General features: G+C 44.8%; 18 protein-coding genes. 17 read left to right on the top strand and 1 reads right to left on the bottom strand.

All coding sequences use genetic code 11. The annotated features are described in order from the left end of the window. Positions 1 to 60 precede the first annotated feature (60 nt). Positions 61 to 939, bottom strand: coding sequence for a type I methionyl aminopeptidase (gene map / locus AB4585_RS06670; protein ID WP_017060743.1), 879 nt, complete (start codon positions 937 to 939; stop codon positions 61 to 63). Between the two features lie 457 nt (positions 940 to 1,396). On the opposite strand from map, the gene rpsB reads away from it, so the two are divergent. The 17 genes from rpsB (at position 1,397) to accA (ending at position 20,921) form a co-directional block, all read left to right on the top strand. Then, on the top strand, positions 1,397 to 2,128 hold the full coding sequence (gene rpsB, locus AB4585_RS06665; protein WP_032546326.1) for a 30S ribosomal protein S2: 732 nt from the start codon (positions 1,397 to 1,399) through the stop codon (positions 2,126 to 2,128). Positions 2,129 to 2,269: 141 nt separating this feature from the next. Continuing rightward, on the top strand, positions 2,270 to 3,115 hold the full coding sequence (gene tsf / locus AB4585_RS06660) for a translation elongation factor Ts (RefSeq protein ID WP_017063361.1): 846 nt from the start codon (positions 2,270 to 2,272) through the stop codon (positions 3,113 to 3,115). A 161-nt stretch (positions 3,116 to 3,276) separates the two neighbouring features. Then, entirely contained in the window at positions 3,277 to 4,008 is a 732-nt protein-coding gene (gene pyrH / locus AB4585_RS06655; RefSeq protein WP_017063362.1) for a UMP kinase, read from the top strand. 98 nt (positions 4,009 to 4,106) lie between these two features. Beyond that, positions 4,107 to 4,664, top strand: coding sequence for a ribosome recycling factor (gene frr / locus AB4585_RS06650; RefSeq protein WP_017060741.1), 558 nt, complete (start codon positions 4,107 to 4,109; stop codon positions 4,662 to 4,664). A gap of 98 nt (positions 4,665 to 4,762) precedes the next feature. Then, positions 4,763 to 5,515, top strand: coding sequence for an isoprenyl transferase (locus AB4585_RS06645; protein ID WP_372169444.1), 753 nt, complete (start codon positions 4,763 to 4,765; stop codon positions 5,513 to 5,515). A gap of 15 nt (positions 5,516 to 5,530) precedes the next feature. Then, on the top strand, positions 5,531 to 6,373 hold the full coding sequence (locus AB4585_RS06640; RefSeq protein ID WP_017063365.1) for a phosphatidate cytidylyltransferase: 843 nt from the start codon (positions 5,531 to 5,533) through the stop codon (positions 6,371 to 6,373). A gap of 51 nt (positions 6,374 to 6,424) precedes the next feature. After that, complete coding sequence (gene ispC, locus AB4585_RS06635; RefSeq protein ID WP_017060737.1) at positions 6,425 to 7,633, top strand: 1-deoxy-D-xylulose-5-phosphate reductoisomerase; 1,209 nt, start codon at positions 6,425 to 6,427, stop codon at positions 7,631 to 7,633. Further along, positions 7,630 to 8,988, top strand: a complete 1,359-nt coding sequence (gene rseP, locus AB4585_RS06630; protein ID WP_017060736.1) for a sigma E protease regulator RseP — start codon at positions 7,630 to 7,632, stop codon at positions 8,986 to 8,988. The genes ispC and rseP overlap by 4 nt, the downstream gene beginning before the upstream one ends. Before the next feature lie 48 nt (positions 8,989 to 9,036). Continuing rightward, on the top strand, positions 9,037 to 11,442 hold the full coding sequence (gene bamA / locus AB4585_RS06625; protein ID WP_372169443.1) for an outer membrane protein assembly factor BamA: 2,406 nt from the start codon (positions 9,037 to 9,039) through the stop codon (positions 11,440 to 11,442). Positions 11,443 to 11,469: 27 nt separating this feature from the next. Continuing rightward, a complete protein-coding gene (locus tag AB4585_RS06620) occupies positions 11,470 to 11,970 on the top strand; it encodes an OmpH family outer membrane protein (RefSeq protein WP_017056311.1) in 501 nt (166 codons plus the stop codon). 5 nt (positions 11,971 to 11,975) lie between these two features. Next, positions 11,976 to 13,007: a UDP-3-O-(3-hydroxymyristoyl)glucosamine N-acyltransferase gene (gene lpxD / locus AB4585_RS06615; protein WP_372154726.1), complete on the top strand. Its 1,032-nt coding sequence runs from the start codon at positions 11,976 to 11,978 to the stop codon at positions 13,005 to 13,007. Positions 13,008 to 13,100: 93 nt separating this feature from the next. Next, positions 13,101 to 13,553 carry a 3-hydroxyacyl-ACP dehydratase FabZ gene (gene fabZ / locus AB4585_RS06610; protein WP_009847408.1) on the top strand — a complete coding sequence of 151 codons (453 nt, stop codon included), beginning with the start codon at positions 13,101 to 13,103 and terminating at the stop codon, positions 13,551 to 13,553. 1 nt (position 13,554) lies between these two features. Further along, positions 13,555 to 14,343: an acyl-ACP--UDP-N-acetylglucosamine O-acyltransferase gene (gene lpxA / locus AB4585_RS06605; RefSeq protein ID WP_017069381.1), complete on the top strand. Its 789-nt coding sequence runs from the start codon at positions 13,555 to 13,557 to the stop codon at positions 14,341 to 14,343. A 129-nt stretch (positions 14,344 to 14,472) separates the two neighbouring features. Continuing rightward, positions 14,473 to 15,669, top strand: a complete 1,197-nt coding sequence (lpxB, locus tag AB4585_RS06600) for a lipid-A-disaccharide synthase (RefSeq protein ID WP_372169442.1) — start codon at positions 14,473 to 14,475, stop codon at positions 15,667 to 15,669. Positions 15,670 to 15,702: 33 nt separating this feature from the next. Then, positions 15,703 to 16,323, top strand: coding sequence for a ribonuclease HII (rnhB, locus tag AB4585_RS06595; RefSeq protein ID WP_017063371.1), 621 nt, complete (start codon positions 15,703 to 15,705; stop codon positions 16,321 to 16,323). 113 nt (positions 16,324 to 16,436) lie between these two features. Beyond that, positions 16,437 to 19,916 carry a DNA polymerase III subunit alpha gene (gene dnaE / locus AB4585_RS06590; protein WP_050649624.1) on the top strand — a complete coding sequence of 1,160 codons (3,480 nt, stop codon included), beginning with the start codon at positions 16,437 to 16,439 and terminating at the stop codon, positions 19,914 to 19,916. 45 nt (positions 19,917 to 19,961) lie between these two features. After that, positions 19,962 to 20,921: an acetyl-CoA carboxylase carboxyl transferase subunit alpha gene (gene accA / locus AB4585_RS06585; RefSeq protein WP_017060731.1), complete on the top strand. Its 960-nt coding sequence runs from the start codon at positions 19,962 to 19,964 to the stop codon at positions 20,919 to 20,921. Positions 20,922 to 20,954 lie beyond the last annotated feature (33 nt).

Genomic DNA, 20,954 nt, shown 5'->3' with positions numbered 1-20,954 from the left:
AAAAATATCCTCGACAATGCGAGGATATTTTTAAAAGGCTGATGCGCTCAGTTCGGTGAACTAAGCGTTCTTCATGATACGTGGGATTGTATCATCGCTGCGCAGTGTTAGTACTTCACAACCAGTATCAGTTACAACCAGAGTGTGCTCCCATTGAGCCGAGTTCTTGCTGTCTGCTGTGTATACTGTCCAGCTATCTTCGTCATCAAGACGACAGCCAAACTTACCCGCGTTGATCATTGGCTCGATAGTGAAGCACATGCCTGCTTTTAGCACGGTGCGATCGCTGTTCTTGTAGTGAACTACTTGTGGATCTTCGTGGAATTCAGAACCAATGCCGTGACCACAGTAATCTTTAACAATAGAGAACTTAGCGCGTGGGTTGTTCTTGTTGTTTGTTTTGATGTACTTCTCGATAGCAGTACCGATTTGACCAAGTTGAACACCTGGCTTAACTTGGCGCATGCCTTCGTAAAGTGCTTCTTGAGCAACCATGCACAGACGCTTGTTTGCAGGTGAAACCTCACCCACTAGGAACATCTTAGAGGTGTCACCGTGGTAGCCTTGAGGGCGAGTACTAAGATCGGCATTTGCGTCATCAGGGATGATAACTGTGATATCAACGTTCAGAATGTCGCCATCTTTGAGTACCGCAGGTTTGAATTGACCTGTGCTACCCGTCTCGTCTTGTGACGCGGGAATGCCGTGACACACAATATGATTGATAGACGTACAGATAGACTTAGGGAAACCGTGGTAATCGAGTGGCGCAGAGTATGCACCTCTTTCTAGAGCGTACTCATGACAAAGCGTATTGAGCTCTTCCGTCGTGGTACCCACTTGGATGTGAGGTTCGATCATCTCAATAATGTCAGCGGCCAGCTTGCCGGCGACGCGCATTTTTTCAATTTCTTCAGCAGTTTTAATTTTTACAGCCATTGCATATCTCTTAATTTGGTAGCACCTAAGTGTGCATATTGGGGTTATTCTATCAGTGCAGCAATTTAGCGCAACATTACCATGTCCGTACAATACTGGAGGATACTGTTAACGTGATTAAATAATGTTCGGTTAACAGATGCAGAACCTGCTTGATATAGACACTATTTTATAGAGAAAATTTACCTTTAGAGATCAGTATAGCAGTCGCCATTTTTAGAATTTTTTCTAGCCATAGATAGACAAAATATGGTATAAAGCGCGCCGGACATCAGGACTGTTTTCTCCAATTGGCGAAACAAGCTTTATGTCCACTAACTTATTTCTTTAAATCACACACATTCCGACACATGTTCCGGGGTGCCTCAACAACACAGATAACGGCTGAAAAGTGGTTAGTTGTTAGGGGTCGGATTCATGGGGGATGTGGAGGCCTAACCCCATAGAGGATTTTAAAATGGCAACTGTATCAATGCGCGATATGCTTAAAGCTGGTGTTCACTTCGGTCACCAAACTCGTTACTGGAACCCAAAAATGAAGCCATTCATCTTTGGTGCTCGTAACAAAGTACATATCATCAACCTAGAAAAAACTGTACCAATGTTCAACGAAGCTCTAGCAGAAATCGCTAAAGTTGGTGAGAAGAAAGGTAAAGTTCTTTTCGTTGGTACTAAGCGCGCTGCATCTGAAGCTGTTAAAGAAGCTGCTGTAAACAGCAACCAGTTCTACGTTAACAACCGCTGGTTAGGCGGTATGCTAACGAACTACAAAACTGTTCGTCAGTCTATCAAGCGTCTGAAAGAACTTGAAGCGCAAGCTCAAGACGGTACTTTCGACAAGCTAACTAAGAAAGAAGCTCTAATGCGCACTCGTGAAATGGAGAAGCTAGAGAAGTCTCTTGGTGGTATCAAGAACATGGGCGGCCTACCAGACGCTCTATTCGTAATCGATGCTGATCACGAACACATCGCAGTTAAAGAAGCAAACAACCTAGGTATCCCAGTTTACGCTGTAGTTGATACTAACTCTAACCCAGACGGCGTTGACTTCGTTATCCCAGGTAACGACGATGCAATCCGTGCAGTACAGCTTTACCTAAACGCTGCTGCAGACGCGGTTAAAGAAGGTCGTAACAAAGACGTTGCTGCTGTAGCTGCTGAAAAAGATGGTTTTGTAGAAGCTGAATAATAGCGGCTCTGAATCACGCTTGGCTTAGCTAATATAGATTTTGAAATCTTTATTAAATGTAAGCTAAGTTATAGTTAGATCGGGGGCCTCATTTTGGCCCCTGATTTTTACCTTATTTTCGAATCAACCGAGGAATAGAGAATGGCAACTGTAACTGCTGCTCTAGTTAAAGAACTTCGCGAGCGCACTGGCGCTGGCATGATGGAATGTAAGAAAGCGCTTGTAGAAGCAAACGCTGACATCGAACTAGCAATTGAAAACATGCGTAAATCTGGCGCAGCGAAAGCAGCTAAGAAAGCTGGTAACGTTGCTGCTGAAGGCGCAATCATCATCAAAGAAGAGAACGGTGTAGCTGTTCTTCTTGAAGTTAACTGCCAAACTGACTTCGTAGCAAAAGATGCTAGCTTCACTGCGTTTGCAGAAGAAGTTGCAGCTGCAGCAGTAGCTTCTAAAGCTTCTGTAGAAGAGCTACAAGCACAGTTCGAAGAAACTCGCGTTGCTCTAGTTGCTAAAATCGGCGAAAACATCAACATCCGTCGCGTAGCTTACGTTGAAGGTGCTGCACTAGCTTCTTACCGTCACGGTGAGAAAATCGGTGTTGTTGTAGCTGGTGAAGGCGAAGCTGAAACTCTTAAGCACGTTGCTATGCACGTTGCTGCTTCTCGTCCTGAGTTTGTTAACCCAGAAGACGTACCAGCAGACGTAGTTGCTAAAGAGAAAGAAGTTCAAGTTGAAATCGCTATGAACGAAGGCAAGCCTCAAGAGATCGCTGAGAAAATGGTTATCGGCCGTATGAAGAAATTCACGGGCGAAATCTCTCTAACTGGTCAAGCTTTCATCATGGAACCTAAGAAAACTGTTGGCGAAATCCTTAAAGAAAAAGGCGCTGCAGTATCTAACTTCGTACGTCTAGAAGTTGGTGAAGGTATCGAGAAAGCTGCTGAAATGAGCTTCGCTGACGAAGTTGCAGCGGTACAAAAAGGTTAATCCTTAGCGTATTGTTTGAAAAAAGACCGTGGCAAATGCTGCGGTCTTTTTATGAATAGTGAACTATTTTTGAAGGCAACGTTAGTGGTTATGAATGCAAACTGACTTACTCAGTTTTTATCCATGACTGTTAATCATCAACTCTTTGGAAGGTAAACTCCATGACTACGAACCCTAAACCAGTGTATCAACGTATTCTGTTAAAACTTAGCGGTGAAGCGCTACAAGGCGAAGAAGGTTTTGGTATTGACCCAACGATCCTTGATCGTATGGCTCAAGAAGTAAAAGAATTGGTTGAACTAGGCGTTCAAGTTGGTGTTGTTATCGGTGGCGGTAACTTGTTCCGTGGTGCTGGTCTTGCTGAAGCTGGCATGAACCGCGTTGTTGGTGACCACATGGGTATGCTTGCAACAGTAATGAACGGCCTTGCTATGCGTGACGCGCTGCACCGTGCTTACGTAAACGCACGTGTAATGTCTGCAATTCCTCTAAAAGGCGTGTGTGACGATTACAACTGGGCAGACGCAATCAGCCAACTACGTCAAGGTCGCGTTGTGATCTTCTCTGCTGGTACGGGTAACCCATTCTTCACTACGGATTCTGCTGCATGTCTACGTGGTATCGAAATCGAAGCTGACGTAGTTCTAAAAGCGACAAAAGTAGATGGTGTATTTACTGCTGACCCAGTAGCAAACCCAGACGCAGAGTTGTATGATACGTTGTCTTACAACACGGTTCTTGATAAAGAACTTAAAGTAATGGACTTGGCTGCATTTACGCTAGCACGTGATCACAAAATGCCAATCCGTGTATTTAACATGAATAAACCAGGCGCACTACGTCGCGTGGTTATGGGTGAAACTGAAGGTACATTAATCAGCGACGCTGACTAATTTTTCGGGCTTACTGAGGTGTTGTACCTTGGTAAGCTTATCCTTATCACTCCAAATAAAAAGCTTTCTTGAAGAAAGAACATAATCAAGGTGAAATTGTGATTAACGAAATCAAAAAAGACGCTCAAGAGCGCATGGTAAAAAGTGTTGATGCACTAAAAAACAGCCTGCAAAAGATTCGTACAGGCCGTGCGCACCCGAGCCTACTTTCTGGTCTTACTGTTGAGTACTACGGTGCTCCAACGCCTTTGACTCAAGTAGCTAACGTTATCGCTGAAGATGCACGTACACTAGCTATTACAGTGTTTGATAAAACACTGACTCCTCTAGTTGAAAAAGCAATCCTGACATCTGACCTAGGCCTAAACCCTATGTCTGCTGGTACGGTTATCCGTGTTCCACTTCCACCGCTAACGGAAGAGCGTCGTAAAGACCTAGTTAAAATCGTTCGTGGCGAAGCTGAAGGTGGCCGTGTTGCTATCCGTAACATCCGTCGTGACGCGAATGGCGATCTAAAAGCACTTCTTAAAGATAAAGAAATCTCTGAAGATGAAGATCGTAAAGCACAAGACGAAATTCAAAAGCTAACTGACGCTGCGGTTAAGAACGTAGACGAAGTTCTAGCTGTTAAAGAAAAAGAGTTGATGGAAGTTTAATTTTCCATATTCTTTTCTTTCCGGAAAAACGCTGTACTCACGGTGCAGCGTTTTTTTATGCTACTCTGTTCGACTATTAGAATTTGATTCACTCTTTTATGCATAATTCTCAAGCGTTCACAGACTCTCTTCCTAAACACATTGCTATCATTATGGATGGTAATGGTCGCTGGGCAAAAGCTCAGGGCAAGCCTCGCGTCTTTGGCCATAAAAACGGTGTTCAAGCCGTTCGTAAAACTATCTCTTCTGCAGCCAGACTTGGCATTAAAGCCGTTACTCTTTTTGCATTTAGTAGCGAAAACTGGCGTCGTCCTGAAGAAGAAGTCGGTATCTTGATGGAACTGTTTATTTCAGTGCTGTCGAGTGAAGTTAAAAAGCTTCATAAAAATAATCTACAACTTCGTGTTATTGGTGATAAAAGTCGTTTCAATGATCGACTACAAAAGAAGATAGAAGAAGCGGAAGCTTTGACTAGCACCAATACGGGTATGGTTATTAATATTGCAGCTAACTACGGCGGTAAGTGGGATATTCAGCAAGCAATGACCTCTATTGCTCAACAGGTAAAGTCTGGTGATATTAATGTAGATGACATTAATGAAGCTATGATTACACAGCACCTGACAATGGCAGATATTCCTGAAGTCGATCTACTTATCCGTACCAGTGGCGAATGCCGCATTAGTAATTTTATGCTTTGGCAGTTGGCTTACGCCGAAATGTATTTCACTGAACAATTCTGGCCAGACTTTAATGAAGACAGCTTAGTAGAAGCTGTGACTTGGTTTGTTAACCGTGAGCGTCGTTTTGGATGCACCGGTGAGCAAATTAAAGCTCTGATGGACAGTTAATAAGGATTTTTTGGTTTGAAACAACGAATTATTACGGCGTTGATTTTAGCTCCCCTAGTTATTCTAGGTATTTTCGAGTTATCACTTCCTACATTTATTCTTTCACTAGCGGTAATCTCGCTATTGGGTTTTTGGGAGTGGACTCAGTTTGTTGAAAGCAAATCACGTTATGTAGCGTTGATTCCAACGGTTGTGGTAAGTGCTGCAAGTTTTGCTTTTATCCCTTTTGATGCATTTAGCCTTAATAACTTGTCTACTGCTCACTACGCCATTCTAACGATTGGCTCGATTTGGTGGGTAATCGCGAGTGGCATGGCGGTGACTTATCCTAAGTCTATGCCTGCATGGAAAGACTCTTCTCTTCTTCGTCACGCCTTTGGTGTGCTGACTCTGCTGCCATTCTTCTGGAGTGTGGTTATCCTGCGTGCTAACGGTATCGATGCTGATCCTTACCACGGTGCTAAACTGGTGATGTTTGTTTGCTTGCTTGTTTGGGCTGCAGATAGCGGCGCATACTTTTCAGGAAAGAGTTTTGGTAAGCGTAAAATGGCACCAGCGGTAAGCCCTAATAAGACGATTGAAGGTCTTATCGGTGGCATTATTACTGCGGTGATCGTGGCTTGGATCTTTGCTGACTTGTTTGACATCCAATTCACAAGCCCACTTCACATGATTGTTATTACCCTTGTGACCGTTGTTATTTCTGTTCTAGGTGACCTTGTTGAAAGCATGTTTAAGCGTGTTTCTGGGGTGAAAGACAGCAGTAATCTGATTCCTGGTCATGGTGGTATACTAGATAGAATAGATAGCTTAACGGCTGCATTCCCTGTCTTTGCTCTGCTTTATTTAGCATTCTAATAAAAAAGGGCAGTGATTCTGCCCTTTATTACATTTCTACGGTCATATGTGATGCGAAATCTAACTATCCTTGGCGCTACCGGCTCAATTGGTGCAAGTACACTAAAAGTCGTTGAGCAAAACCCAGATCTCTATTCAGTGGTTGCACTGGCTGCAGGCTCGAATGTTGAAAAGATGCTGGCGTTAGTTGAAAAGTGGCAACCAAGCTATGTTGCTATGGCTTGCTCTGATGCAGCGTCTCAACTGACTGAAGTGTTGTCCGTGAGTTACCCTAACGTAAAAGTACTTTCAGGCACTGAAGGCATGTGTCAGGTTGCTTCTCTAGAGGAAGTGGACACGGTAATGGCCGCGATTGTTGGTGCCGCTGGTTTACTTCCTACTATGTCTGCGGTTAAAGCGGGCAAGCGTATCTTGCTTGCAAACAAAGAAGCTTTGGTGATGTCTGGGCAGTTGTTTATTGACGCCGTGGAAAAATACGGTGCAGAGCTGCTTCCTGTCGATAGCGAGCATAATGCTATTTTCCAATGCCTTCCGCAGAACGTACAAACTAACCTAGGCCGCTGTAACCTTGAAGAAAACGGCATTAACCATATTCTTCTGACTGGTTCTGGTGGTCCTTTCCGTTATACCGATGTGGCTGAACTCGAATCAGTGACTCCTGAACGCGCAATTGCACACCCTAACTGGTCTATGGGGCCTAAGATCTCTGTCGATTCTGCGACTATGATGAATAAAGGGCTAGAGTACATTGAAGCGAAATGGCTATTTAATGCTTCTCAGGAGCAGTTAAAGGTCATCATTCACCCGCAGTCTGTGATTCACTCGATGGTTCAGTACAAGGATGGCTCTGTGCTTGCTCAAATGGGCGAACCAGATATGGCAACGCCAATCGCTTTGACGATGTCTTACCCTAATCGTACCGAGGCGGGTGTTAAGCCTTTAGACTTTACTAAAGTGGGTGAGCTTACCTTCTTAGAACCAGATTTCAGTCGTTACCCGTGTTTGAGGTTAGCGATTGAAGCGTGCTACTTAGGTCAGCATGCGACAACAGCCATTAATGCAGCAAACGAGATCGCGGTCGATGCTTTCTTGAACAATCAGGTGAAGTTTACCGATATTGCTGTCATTAACGAACACGTTATGAGCAAAGTATGTGAACAACATAACTCTGAGGGTTTAGATAGCTTGGAAAGCCTTCTCGAGCTCGATAATATGTCTCGTCAAATAGCCATTCAATTTATTAAAGAGCAGCTAGCATGAGTGGAATTCTGTGGAACTTCGCATCTTTTATCGTAGCGCTTGGCATTCTGGTTGCTGTTCATGAGTTTGGACACTTCTGGGTCGCTCGTCGTTGTGGTGTGAAAGTTGAAAAATTCTCGATTGGTTTTGGTAAATCAATCTGGAGTAAAGTGGGCCGTGATGGTACTGAATACAGCTTGTCAGTGATTCCACTGGGCGGCTACGTTAAGATGCTCGATGGTCGTGTTGACGATCTTTCTGAAGATCAACAGCAATACGCTTTCGACAAGAAGCCGCTTTGGAAACGAACGGCGATTGTGGGTGCAGGCCCTGCATTCAACTTTATCTTTGCGGTGTTCGCGTATTGGTTAGTATTTTTGATTGGCGTACCCGCGGTTAAGCCCGTGATTGGTGAAGTCACTCCACAATCTATTGCTGCACAAGCCGGAATTGAAACTGGAATGGAACTTAAATCTATTTCAGGAATCAAAACCGCAGATTGGGAATCAGTCAATATGGGGTTGATATCGCACATTGGTGATCAATCCATGACAGTGACGGTTGCTTCTCAAGACGACATCGGCTTTGAGCAACAAATGACATTGGATATTTCAGACTGGTCGTTCAACCCAGAAACTGAATCTGCAATGACAACGCTGGGCTTTAGACCGTATTCTCCAGAGATATCGACCGTACTGGCTCAAATCATTGATGATGGCGCTGCATACGATGCAGGTCTTGAAGCTGGCGATAAAATTGTTGAGATTAACGGGCAACCTATTGAACAGTGGCAGTCGGTTGTTGAGTTAATTCGTGCTAATCCAATGACATCATTGGACTTGGTCGTATTGCGAAATGGTGCCGAGCAGTCATTGGTTATGACACCAAAAAGTCGAGAGCTTTCTGATGGTTCGACAATCGGCTATGCAGGTATTGCTCCGGAAGTCGCAGAATGGCCAGAAGATTATCGCTTTGAGTTACAATTTGGTGTAATTGAGTCTGTAGGAAAAGCATTTGATAAAACAGGTCAAATCATTGGATTGACACTGACAATGCTTAAGAAGCTCATCGTTGGTGATGTTGGCTTAAACAACTTGAGTGGCCCTATTTCAATCGCTAAAGGTGCAGGTACAACCGCCGATTATGGTCTGGTTTACTTCTTGGGCTTTTTGGCTCTGATTAGTGTTAACTTAGGGATTATTAATTTGGTTCCGCTGCCTATGCTTGATGGCGGACATTTGCTGTTTTTCGCTATTGAGGCCGTTACTCGTAAACCGGTACCTGAGAAAGTTCAGGAAATGGGATACAGAGTGGGAGGGGCAATCCTCTTCTCATTGATGGCTCTGGCAATATTTAACGATTTTACTCGTCTGTGAATGGTTTCTCACAGGCATTGGTAGTAGCAAGGAATAATTAGAATAAGTATGGCGATTAAGCAAATTCTGTTCGCAAGTCTATTGGCCACTAGTGTGGCTGCGAACGGAGCACAAAACTTTGTAGTTCAAGATATCAAGATCGAAGGTTTACAGCGTGTTGCACTTGGTGCAGCTCTACTGAAAATGCCAGTACGTATTGGCGATGAAGTAGATGAAAGCGATGTGTCTGAGATCATTCGTGCATTGTATGCTTCGGGCAACTTTGAGGACGTTAAAGTACTTCGTGATGAAGGTGTATTGATTGTTCAAGTTCAAGAACGACCGACCATCGCAAGCATCTCATTCTCTGGTAATAAAGCGATTAAAGAAGAACAGCTTCAGCAGAACCTAGATGCGTCTGGTGTTCGTGAAGGTGAAGCCCTTGACCGTACTACGCTGAGTAACATTGAAAAAGGCCTTGAAGATTTTTACTACAGTGTTGGTAAGTACAACGCGACAGTAAAAGCGGTTGTGACACCTCTGCCACGTAACCGTTCTGACCTTAAGTTTGTGTTTACTGAGGGCGTATCCGCTAAGATTCAGCAAATCAACTTTATCGGTAATGAAGTCTTCTCTGACTCTGAACTGCTTAGTCGTTTCAATCTGAATGTTGATGTTGCATGGTGGAATTTCCTTGCGGATGAAAAATACCAAAAGCAAGTATTAGCCGGTGATATCGAAGCGCTGAAATCTTACTACCTTGACCGTGGTTACCTTAAGTTTAAGGTTGACTCTACGCAGGTGGCGATCTCTCCAGACAAAAAAGGTGTTTACATCACGCTTGGCCTCGATGAAGGCGAAGCCTACACCGTTAAAGATGTCTCTTTCCGTGGTGAATTAATCGGTCGTGAGGCTGACTTCGAAGCGTTAGTGCCATTCGAAGACGGCGATACGTACAACGGTTCTTCGGTAACGTCTTTGGAAGAGAACGTAAAACGAATTCTTGGTGAATCTGGCTACGCGTACCCACAAGTTCGCACGATTCCTGAATTCAATGATGAGACCAAAGAAGTGTCGTTAGTTATCAATGTAGAAGCGGGTAGCCGTATCTATGTTCGCGACATTCGATTCACGGGCAATAACTCAACGAAAGATGAAGTTCTTCGTCGTGAAATGCGTCAAATGGAAGGCAGTTGGCTTAACTCTAAGTCAATTGATACTGGTAAGAGCCGTCTTAACCGTTTAGGTTTCTTTGAAACGGTTGATGTACAAACAGTTCGTGTTCCTGGTAGTGAAGACCAAGTTGATTTGGTTTACAACGTTAAGGAAGCTAACTCAGGCAGCATCAACTTTGGTGTCGGCTACGGTACGGAATCAGGTGTCAGTTTCCAAGTTGGTTTACAACAAGACAACTTTGCAGGCTCAGGTAACCGTGTTGGTGTAAGTGCCATGATGAACGATTACCAAAAGAACGTGAGCTTAGACTACCGTGACCCATACTGGAACCTTGATGGTGTGAGTCTAGGCGGTAAGATCTTCTACAACGAATTCGAAGCCTCTGAAGCGGGTATTGTCGACTATACCAACCAAAGTTATGGTACCAGCCTAACATGGGGTTTCCCTATGGATGAGCTGAACCGTATCGAGTTTGGTGTTGGCTATACACACAACAAAATCGGTAACGTTCCGACCTATATCCAAGTTGAACAGTTCGCGAGAAGTATTGACCAATATGGTGACGAGCACATCTTAACTGATGACTTCGATATCAATATTTCTTGGACGCGTAACAACTTGAACCGTGGTTTCTTCCCAACTGAGGGTAACCACCAACGTGCTTTCGCTAAAATGACAGTACCAGGCTCTGATGCTAAGTACTTCAAAGCACAGTACGATGTAAAACATTACATCCCGCTGACCAAAAAGCATGAGTTCACACTATTGATGCGTGGCCGATTAGGCTATGGTAATGGTTATGGTCAAACGGATGGTAACGATAACTTGTTCCCGTTCTATGAGAACTACTATGCGGGTGGCTTTACAACCCTACGTGGTTTTGGTTCTAACTCAGCAGGTCCGAAAGCCGTTTACGGAAGCAGTACAGGAAATAACCCTACATACAGCTCTGCAACCGATGATTCGGTTGGTGGTAACGCGGTTGCTTTGGCCAGTTTAGAGTTAATTGTCCCAACGCCGTTTGCTTCTGATGAAGCGCGCAGCCAGATTCGAACCAGTGTCTTCTTCGACATGGCAAGTGTATGGGATACAGAGTTCGTAGACCGTGGCGCACCTAACAGTGGCAGTCAGTACTACTACGATTACTCTGATCCAACAAATTACCGTTCATCTTATGGTGCTGCCCTGCAATGGATGTCACCGATGGGCCCACTGGTTTTCTCTTTAGCGAAACCAGTTAAAATTTACGAAGGTGATGATGAGGAATTCTTCACATTTACCATTGGTAGAACTTTCTAATATTTAAAGGACAATATTTTGAAAAATATGATTAAAGCAGCAGGTTTAGGCCTTGTAGTTCTTAGCTCTTCTTTCTTTGCAACAGCTGCCGAAGCTGCGCAAAAAGTGGGTTATGTAAACACTGCACAAGTATTCCAGGCTCTACCTCAGCGTGAAGTTGTTCTTCAAAAAATGCAGGAAGAGTTCAAAGATAAAGCGGCTGAGTTACAGAGCATTCAAGCTGAAGCAAAGACTAAGATTGAAAAGCTTAAGCGTGATGGCGAGCTACTAGGTCCTGACGAAGTTGAAAAGCTACGTATCGAAGTAGGTCAACTAGACAGCAAGTACAAAATCAAAGCTCAAGCACTAGAAAAAGCAAGCCAACGTCGTGAAGCACAAGAGAAGCAGAAGCTATTTAAAGTGATTCAAGATGCTGTAACGAAAGTTGCAGAGAAAGAAGGCTACGATATGATCGTTGATATTCAAGCTCTGCAATACGGCAAGCCAGAATACAACATCTCTGAGAAAGTAATTAAAGCACTGAAATAAGTTTTATGAAGAATCTAACTTTAGCCGAATTGGCAACGATTACCGGGGGAGAGCTACACGGAGATGGTACTATTACCGTTTCAGCAGTCGCTCCTATGGATAAAGCGCAAGAAGGTAACATTACGTTCCTTTCTAACGTAAAGTACAGCAAGCACCTAGGTGACTGTAAAGCATCCGCTATTATGGTTAAAGAGAGTGAGCGTGAACTTTGTAAGACGAACGTGATTGTGGTTAATGACCCTTACGTTGCTTTTGCTAAAGTTGCTCAAGCGCTTGATACTACTCCAGCACCCGCTGCGGCTATTGCTGATTCAGCTTCGATTGCAAGTGATGCGACCATTGGACAAAATGTGTCTATTGGTGCAAATGCTGTGATTGAGTCTGGTGTGGTACTTGGTGATGATGTGATCATCGGTGCTGGTTGCTTTATTGGTAAAAACGCGAAAGTTGGCTCTGGCACTAAGCTATGGGCTAACGTAAGTGTTTACCATGAAGTTGTGATTGGCGAAGCATGTTTGATTCAATCAAGCACGGTTATCGGCTCTGATGGCTTTGGCTATGCGAACGAGAAAGGTGAGTGGGTTAAGATCCCGCAAGTGGGTTCTGTTCGCATTGGTAACCGCGTAGAAATCGGCGCGTGTACTACCATTGACCGTGGTGCATTAGATGACACAATCATTGAAGATAACGTTATCTTAGATAACCAACTTCAAATTGCTCACAATGTTCACATCGGATATGGTTCTGCTCTTGCGGGTGGTACTATCATCGCAGGCAGCACGACGATAGGTAAGTACTGTATTATTGGTGGCGGCAGTGTGATTAATGGTCACATTGAAATCGTTGATGGCGTTACAATCACCGGTATGGGGATGGTAATGCGCAGCATCACTGAGAAAGGCATGTACTCTTCAGGTATTCCTTTACAGCCAAATAAAGATTGGCGTAAAACAGCAACGCGTGTTCATCGAATTGATGAAATGAACAAGCGTTTGAAAACTGTTGAAAAACTTATCGAGAAGAGCGCGGAATCATAATTCCAGCATTTCTAATAAAAGGCTCGCGTACAGCGAGTCTTTTTCGTTTATAATCCTTCTAATTAAATAAAGAATATATATAGGAATACGACTTTGACTACTGAACAGACAACGATGAACATTACTGAAATTCAGGAACTATTACCTCATCGCTACCCATTCTTAATGGTTGATCGTGTGACTAGCTTTGAAAAAGAAAAAACACTGACTGCGATTAAGAATGTCTCTGTTAACGAACCTCAGTTCACAGGCCACTTCCCACAACTTCCTGTATTCCCAGGCGTGTTGATCTTAGAAGCAATGGCACAAGCAACAGGCCTTCTAGCATTTAAATCTTTTGGTGCGCCTTCTGGCAACGAGCTTTACTACTTTGCAAGTGTTGATAAAGCAAAATTCCGTAAGCCAGTAGTACCTGGTGACCAACTGGTTATCGAAGTTGAATTCTTAAAAGAACGTCGTGGCATCGCATCGTTTAATGGTGTTGCTAAGGTTGACGGCGTAGTTGTATGTTCAGCTGAACTTAAATGTGCTCGTAGAGAGTTTTAATATGATTCATGAAACAGCGAAAATTCACCCGGCAGCAGTAATCGAAGGTGATGTAACTATCGGTGCTAACGTGACGGTTGGGCCTTTCACTTACATTGCTGGTAACGTGACAATTGGTGACGACACTGAAGTGATGTCGCACGTTGTGATCAAAGGTCACACAACCATTGGTAAAGAAAACCGTATCTTCCCACACGCTGTTATCGGTGAAGAAAACCAAGATAAGAAATACGGCGGCGAAGACACAACAGTTGTGATCGGTGATCGCAACGTAATTCGTGAAGCGGTTCAAATCCATCGTGGTACGGTTCAAGACAAAGCAACCACAGTGATTGGTGATGACAACTTACTTTGTGTTAATGCTCACGTAGCGCACGATGTTATTGTTGGTAACCACACTCACATTGGTAACAACGCTATTCTTGGCGGTCATGTAACGGTTGGCGACTACGCTGGTGTTATGGCACTTTCTGCGATTCACCCATTCTGCTCAATTGGTGCTTACGCATACATTGGTGGCTGTTCTGCAGTTGTTCAAGATGTACTGCCGTACGTGCTTGCACAGGGTAACCACGCGGCTCCATTCGGCCTTAACCTAGTAGGCTTGAAGCGTAACGGATTTGAGAAACCTGAAATTCGTGCACTACAGAAAGCGTACAAAGAGCTATACCGTTCAGGTAAAACACTTGAAGAAGCGAAAGCGGCTTTAGTGGAAATGGCAAAAGAGTTTACTTCGGTAGTTCCTATGCTTGAAATGCTAGAGAACTCTGAGCGCGGTATTATTCGTTAATACTCGATGTGGTTATGTACCAATCCGCGTAAGTATGACAATAATTACTTAATCAGATTGGTATAACAAAAAGATCGCTAATCATTAGGCGATCTTTTTTGTTTTAGGCAAGAAGGGAATTGGAAAACTATGGCACAGCAAGAAACAGCAACCAACAGCACGGACTTTGTTTCGAATGAACCACTGCGCGTAGGCATTGTTGTCGGCGAACTGTCTGGCGATACGCTTGGTGAAGGCTTTATCAAAGCGATCAAATCACAATACCCGAATGCAGAGTTCGTTGGCATTGGCGGGCCGAAAATGAAAGCCCTAGGTTGTGAGTCTCTTTTCGAGATGGAAGAGCTGGCCGTTATGGGCTTAGTTGAAGTGCTTGGCCGTTTACCTCGCTTGTTAAAAGTAAAAGTAGAGCTGGTTAAGTATTTCACTCAAAATCCACCCGATGTCTTTGTCGGTATCGACGCGCCCGATTTCAACCTAAGGCTTGAGTTAGACCTTAAGAACGCTGGTATCAAAACGGTGCATTACGTGAGCCCTTCAGTGTGGGCTTGGCGTCCAAAGCGTATCTTTAAAATCGACAAAGCAACCGACTTAGTCTTGGCTTTCTTGCCGTTCGAAAAAGCGTTCTACGATAAATATAACGTTGCCTGTGAGTTTGTTGGTCACACGTTGGCAGACGCGATTCCTTTAGAGCCTAGTAAACAAGATGCTCGAGAGCTGTTAGGTCTTGATCAAGACAAGCAGTGGTTAGCCGTATTACCGGGTAGTCGTGGTGGTGAGATGGGTTTGATTGCTCAGCCATTTATCGAAACTTGCCAACGTATCAAGCAGAAGTATCCGGATATCAATTTTGTTGTTGCGCTCGTTAACGAGCAGCGTAAAAAGCAGTTTACTGAAATCTGGCAATCGACCGCACCTGAGCTTGAATTCACGTTAGTCGAAGATACGGCAACCAACGTGATTACCGCCGCTGATTCTGTGCTCTTGGCTTCAGGTACCGTGGCTCTTGAATGTATGTTGCTTAAACGCCCTATGGTGGTTGGTTACAAAGTAAATAAGCTGACGGGTTACATTGTTAAGAAGTTGGCGATCACTGAGTTTGTGTCACTGCCGAATATTTTGGCTGGTGAAGAGATCGTGAAAGAGCATATTCTTGAAGAGTGCCACCCAGACTTTTTGTTCCCGTCTGTCGATAAAATGCTATCAGTCGATAACAGTGCCTTGATCAAACGCTTTACCGAGATGCATCACTGGATCCGCAAAGACGCAGACAAACAAGCCGCTAACGCAGTATTGAAATTGATTGACCGACCTTTTGTTGAAGCATAAAGCGCTTATTTACAGAACATTAAGAGATTAGTTATGGCAGTAAAAGAAAAAAAAGAGCTTCCTCCATTTGAATACCCGCAAGGTTACCAGCTGTTTGCTGGCGTGGATGAAGTAGGGCGTGGCCCTTTGGTTGGCGACGTGGTGACCGCTGCGGTTATCCTTGATCCAAACAACCCAATCGAAGGCTTGAACGACTCAAAGAAATTGTCTGAGAAAAAGCGTCTTGCGTTACTTCCTGAAATCAAAGAGAAAGCTTTGGCGTGGTCTGTCGGTCGTTGTTCTCCACAAGAAATTGATGAGTTGAATATTCTGCAAGCGACGATGGTTGCTATGCAGCGAGCTATCGCGGGGTTGAGCGTTCAACCTGATATGGCGTTGATAGATGGAAACCGAGTCCCAGAACTGCCGATGGATGGTCTTGCGATTGTGAAGGGGGACTTGCGAGTGGCTGAAATCAGTGCGGCGTCTATTATCGCAAAAGTCGTTCGTGACCAAGAGATGGAAGATCTTGATAAACTTCATCCAGAGTTTGGTTTTGCTAAGCATAAAGGTTACCCGACCAAAGCGCATTTCGAAGCGATTGAAAAACATGGTGTAACCGAGCATTACCGCAAGAGCTTTAAGCCAGTAAAACGTATTCTTGGTATAGATTAGAGCTTTACGTTAACTAGAGCTTAGCATCGAATAAAGTTGCTAACTTGTATTAGAAAAAAATAGAATACACACAGTTGTAATCCTAGGCTCAAACCTAGAACTCAGGAAAAATAATGTCAGATCCAAAATTTGTTCACCTACGCGTACACAGTGACTTTTCGATGGTGGATGGCCTATCCAAGGTGCCACCATTAGTTAAAAAAGTCGCTGAAATGGGTATGCCTGCTCTAGCATTGACCGACTTTACCAACCTGTGTGGTTTGGTGAAGTTTTACGGTACTGCCCATGGGTGTGGGGTTAAACCTATTATTGGTGCTGACTTCTTGATGCAGTCTCCAGAATTCGGTGACGAGTTGACCAAGCTCACCGTTATCGCAACGAACAATAAAGGTTATAACAACCTAACGTTACTCATCTCAAAAGCTTACCTTCGTGGTCATGTTCAACATCAGCCTGTTATTGATAAAGAGTGGCTAATTGAGAATGCAGAAGGCCTGATCATTCTATCGGGCGCCAAAGAAGGTGAGATTGGTAAGGCGTTGCTGAAAGGTAACCGTGACTTGGTTGCAAGCAGCGTCGAGTTTTACAAAACGTACTTCGCCGATCGTTTTTACTTGGAACTGATTCGTACCGGACGACCAGATGAAGAGTCATACTTACACTTTGCGTTAGAGCTTGCTGAACAGGAAGACCTGCCTGTTGTCGCAACCAACGAAGTGGTTTTTCTAACTGAAGACCTGTTTGATGCTCACGAAATCCGCGTGGCGATCCATGATGGTTTCACTATGGTCGATCCTCGTCGCCCTAAGAACTACAGCGCGCAGCAATATCTACGTAGTGAAGAAGAGATGTGTGAGCTGTTCTCAGACATTCCTGAAGCACTTGAGAACAGTGTTGAGATTGCTAAGCGTTGTAATGTAACGGTTCGTCTGGGCGAGTACTTCCTGCCTAACTTCCCAACGGAAGGTTTGGCGATTGAAGACTTCTTGATCAAGAAATCTGAAGAAGGCCTTGAGCGACGTCTAGCGTTCCTATTCCCAGATGAAAAAGTGCGTGCTGAGCGCAGACCGGAATACGATGAGCGACTCAAGATTGAGCTCGAAGTTGTTAACAACATGGGTTTCCCAGGTTACTTCTTGATCGTAATGGAGTTCATCCAGTGGTCAAAAGACAACGATGTGCCAGTAGGTCCTGGCCGTGGTTCTGGTGCCGGCTCTCTAGTAGCTTACGCCTTGGATATCACCGATCTCGATCCACTTGAATACGATCTACTTTTCGAACGTTTCTTGAACCCAGAACGTGTATCCATGCCCGATTTCGATATCGACTTCTGTATGGATAAGCGCGACCAAGTTATTGATCACGTGGCTGAGATGTACGGTCGTGATGCTGTTTCTCAGATCATCACCTTTGGTACCATGGCGGCAAAAGCGGTAATCCGCGATGTAGGCCGTGTATTGGGCCACCCGTTTGGTTTCGTCGATCGAATTTCAAAGCTTGTACCGCCAGACCCGGGTATGACGCTAGAGAAAGCATTCCTTGCTGAACCTGCATTGCCAGAGCTTTACGATGGCGATGAAGAAGTTCGTGAGCTGATTGATAAGTGTCGCATCCTTGAAGGTTGTACGCGAAATGCCGGTAAGCACGCAGGTGGTGTTGTTATCTCACCCACCACGATCACCGATTTTGCGCCAATCTATGCCGACGCAGAAGGTAACTTCCCAGTAACGCAGTTCGATAAGAATGACGTTGAAACGGCTGGCTTGGTTAAGTTCGACTTCTTGGGGCTGCGTACCCTGACCATCATCGACTGGGCGTTAGGCCTAGTGAATCCACGTTTGAAGAAAGAGGGGAAAGAACCGGTTCGTATCGAGTCGATTCCTCTTGATGACCAAGCGTCATTTAACCTATTACAAAATTCTGAAACCACCGCGGTATTCCAGCTGGAATCGCGTGGTATGAAAGACCTTATCAAACGTCTACAGCCCGACTGTTTTGAAGATATTATCGCATTGGTAGCCCTGTTCCGTCCGGGTCCTCTGCAATCAGGCATGGTAGATAACTTTATCGACCGTAAACACGGCCGTGAAGCGGTTTCTTACCCTGATGAAACGTGGCAACACGAATCGCTGAAAGAGACGCTAGAACCTACGTACGGCATCATCCTGTATCAAGAGCAGGTAATGCAAATCGCACAGATCCTTGCTGGCTATACGCTTGGTGGAGCGGATATGTTGCGTCGTGCGATGGGTAAGAAAAAGCCAGAAGAGATGGCAAAGCAGCGTGGTACCTTTAAAGAGGGTGCTGAAGCCAATGGTGTTGATGGCGAGCTGGCCATGAAGATCTTTGACTTGGTAGAGAAATTTGCGGGCTACGGCTTTAACAAATCTCACTCCGCAGCATATGCACTGGTTTCTTATCAAACGCTATGGCTGAAAACGCACTACCCAGCGGAATTTATGGCTGCGGTAATGACGGCAGATATGGATAACACCGAGAAGGTTATTGGCCTTGTTGATGAATGTTTCCGTATGAAGCTCAAGCTTTTACCACCAGATATCAACTCGGGTCTGTACCGCTTTAACGTGGATGAAGATGGCGCGATTGTTTATGGCATCGGTGCGATCAAAGGGGTCGGTGAAGGCCCTATTGAAGCGATTATTGAAGCGCGAAATAAAGGTGGTTACTTTAAAGACTTATTCGACTTCTGTGCACGTCTTGATCTGAAGAAGGTTAATAAACGTGTTATCGAAAAGTTGATTCTATCCGGAGCCTTAGATAGATTAGGTCCTCACCGAGCGGCGATGATGGCATCTTTGAAAGATGCGGTGAAGGCAGCGAGTCAACATCACCATGCCGAGTCTTTTGGTCAATCTGATATGTTTGGCGTGTTGACCGACGCTCCGGAAGAGGTTGAACACAAGTATACCCAAGTGCCTAAATGGCCTGAGAAGGTTTGGCTTGAAGGTGAACGTGAAACGCTTGGTTTGTATTTAACGGGTCACCCGGTTAACGCTTACATCAAAGAGTTAGCGAAATACACCAGCTGTCGTTTGAAAGATGCCACGCCAACGCGTCGTGACCAATCACTAACAATTGCCGGTTTGGTGATTGCTGCGAGAGTAATGACGACTAAGCGCGGTACGCGAATCGGTTTGATGACACTTGATGACCGATCGGGCCGAATGGAAGTGATGTTGTTCTCGGATGCGCTCGATCGCTACGCAGAATTGCTCGAAAAAGACAAAATTGTGGTCGTTTCCGGACAGGTCAGCTTTGATGATTTCAATGGCGGGCTTAAAATGTCCGCGCGCGAGGTCATGGACTTAGGAAGCGCCCGTGAGAAATATGCTCGTGGGGTGTCGATATCTATCGACCAATCCCAAATTAACGGTCAATTTTTTGAACGCTTTAGTCAAATCTTAGAACCTTATAGAGCCGGAACGGTCCCAGTCAATGTATACTACCAGCGTGCCGACGCTAGAGCGCGGTTAACATTGGGCACAGAATGGCGTGTGACGCCAAGTGATACATTACTAGACGAATTAAAACAGCTGCTTGGAAATAGCCAAGTAGAACTCGAATTTAACTAAAATTTAGCTTCGCGAATGCGGAGCTGAATCAACAAGGATTCATAGATGAGCCTGAACTTTCTAGAATTTGAAAAGCCTATCGCTGAACTTGAAGCAAAAATCGAAGCGCTACGTGACGTTTCGCGTCACGGTGGTGACACAGCGGTAGATCTAGACAAAGAAATCGAACAACTAGAGAAAAAAAGCTTAGAGCTTAAACAGAAAATCTTTAGTGACTTAGGTGCATGGCAGGTAGCTCAACTTGCTCGTCACCCTCAACGTCCTTACACCAAAGATTACCTGGAGCATGCATTCACAGAGTTTGAAGAGATGGCGGGCGATCGCGCTTACGCTGACGACAAAGCTATTGTGGGTGGTATGGCTCGTCTAAATGGCCGTCCTGTTATGGTTATTGGTCACCAGAAAGGTCGTGAGACTAAAGAGAAAGTGATCCGTAACTTTGGTATGCCAAAGCCAGAAGGTTACCGTAAGGCGCTACGTCTAATGGAAACTGCTGAGCGTTTCAACATGCCTATTATTACTTTCATCGACACAGCGGGCGCATACCCAGGTGTTGGTGCTGAAGAGCGTGGTCAATCTGAAGCTATCGCTAAAAACCTAAAAGTGATGGCTGGCCTTTCAGTTCCTGTTATCTGTAACGTTGTGGGTGAAGGCGGTTCTGGTGGTGCACTAGCGATTGGTGTTGGTGACTACGTGAACATGCTTCAGTACTCTACGTACTCAGTAATCTCTCCAGAAGGTTGTGCTTCAATCTTATGGCGCGATTCAGATAAAGCACCACAAGCAGCTGAAGCGATGGGCCTGATTGCTCCTCGTCTTAAAGAGCTTGAGCTTATCGACGAAATCATTCCTGAGCCTCTAGGTGGCGCGCACCGCGACCCTGCACAAACCGCTCAAAACATGAAAGACATGTTAGTTAAACAGCTAGAAGAGCTAGAGCAGTTTGATAACGAAACGCTGCTTGAGCGTCGTTACCAGCGTCTAATGAGCTACGGCTACTGCTGATAACTTGCCTTAGCGATAAGGCTAGCTATACGA

This window comes from Vibrio sp. 10N.222.49.C9 (genome assembly GCF_041474985.1).
GTDB classification, from domain to species: Bacteria; Pseudomonadota; Gammaproteobacteria; order Enterobacterales; family Vibrionaceae; genus Vibrio; species Vibrio crassostreae_C.
The sequence above is the reverse complement of the archived record's forward strand: the minus strand, read 5'-3'. Positions and strand labels throughout refer to the sequence as shown.

Excerpts from the sequence above, each read along its gene's own strand:
- lpxA (WP_017069381.1), top strand. The coding sequence starts at position 13,555 with ATGATTCATGAAACAGCGAAAATTCACCCGGCAGCAGTAATCGAAGGT.
- bamA (WP_372169443.1), top strand. The coding sequence starts at position 9,037 with ATGGCGATTAAGCAAATTCTGTTCGCAAGTCTATTGGCCACTAGTGTG.
- rseP (WP_017060736.1), top strand. The coding sequence starts at position 7,630 with ATGAGTGGAATTCTGTGGAACTTCGCATCTTTTATCGTAGCGCTTGGC.
- AB4585_RS06620 (WP_017056311.1), top strand. The coding sequence starts at position 11,470 with ATGATTAAAGCAGCAGGTTTAGGCCTTGTAGTTCTTAGCTCTTCTTTC.
- AB4585_RS06645 (WP_372169444.1), top strand. The coding sequence starts at position 4,763 with ATGCATAATTCTCAAGCGTTCACAGACTCTCTTCCTAAACACATTGCT.
- accA (WP_017060731.1), top strand. The coding sequence starts at position 19,962 with ATGAGCCTGAACTTTCTAGAATTTGAAAAGCCTATCGCTGAACTTGAA.
- pyrH (WP_017063362.1), top strand. The coding sequence starts at position 3,277 with ATGACTACGAACCCTAAACCAGTGTATCAACGTATTCTGTTAAAACTT.
- lpxB (WP_372169442.1), top strand. The coding sequence starts at position 14,473 with ATGGCACAGCAAGAAACAGCAACCAACAGCACGGACTTTGTTTCGAAT.
- dnaE (WP_050649624.1), top strand. The coding sequence starts at position 16,437 with ATGTCAGATCCAAAATTTGTTCACCTACGCGTACACAGTGACTTTTCG.
- rpsB (WP_032546326.1), top strand. The coding sequence starts at position 1,397 with ATGGCAACTGTATCAATGCGCGATATGCTTAAAGCTGGTGTTCACTTC.
- rnhB (WP_017063371.1), top strand. The coding sequence starts at position 15,703 with ATGGCAGTAAAAGAAAAAAAAGAGCTTCCTCCATTTGAATACCCGCAA.
- map (WP_017060743.1), bottom strand. The coding sequence starts at position 939 with ATGGCTGTAAAAATTAAAACTGCTGAAGAAATTGAAAAAATGCGCGTC.
- tsf (WP_017063361.1), top strand. The coding sequence starts at position 2,270 with ATGGCAACTGTAACTGCTGCTCTAGTTAAAGAACTTCGCGAGCGCACT.
- lpxD (WP_372154726.1), top strand. The coding sequence starts at position 11,976 with ATGAAGAATCTAACTTTAGCCGAATTGGCAACGATTACCGGGGGAGAG.
- ispC (WP_017060737.1), top strand. The coding sequence starts at position 6,425 with ATGCGAAATCTAACTATCCTTGGCGCTACCGGCTCAATTGGTGCAAGT.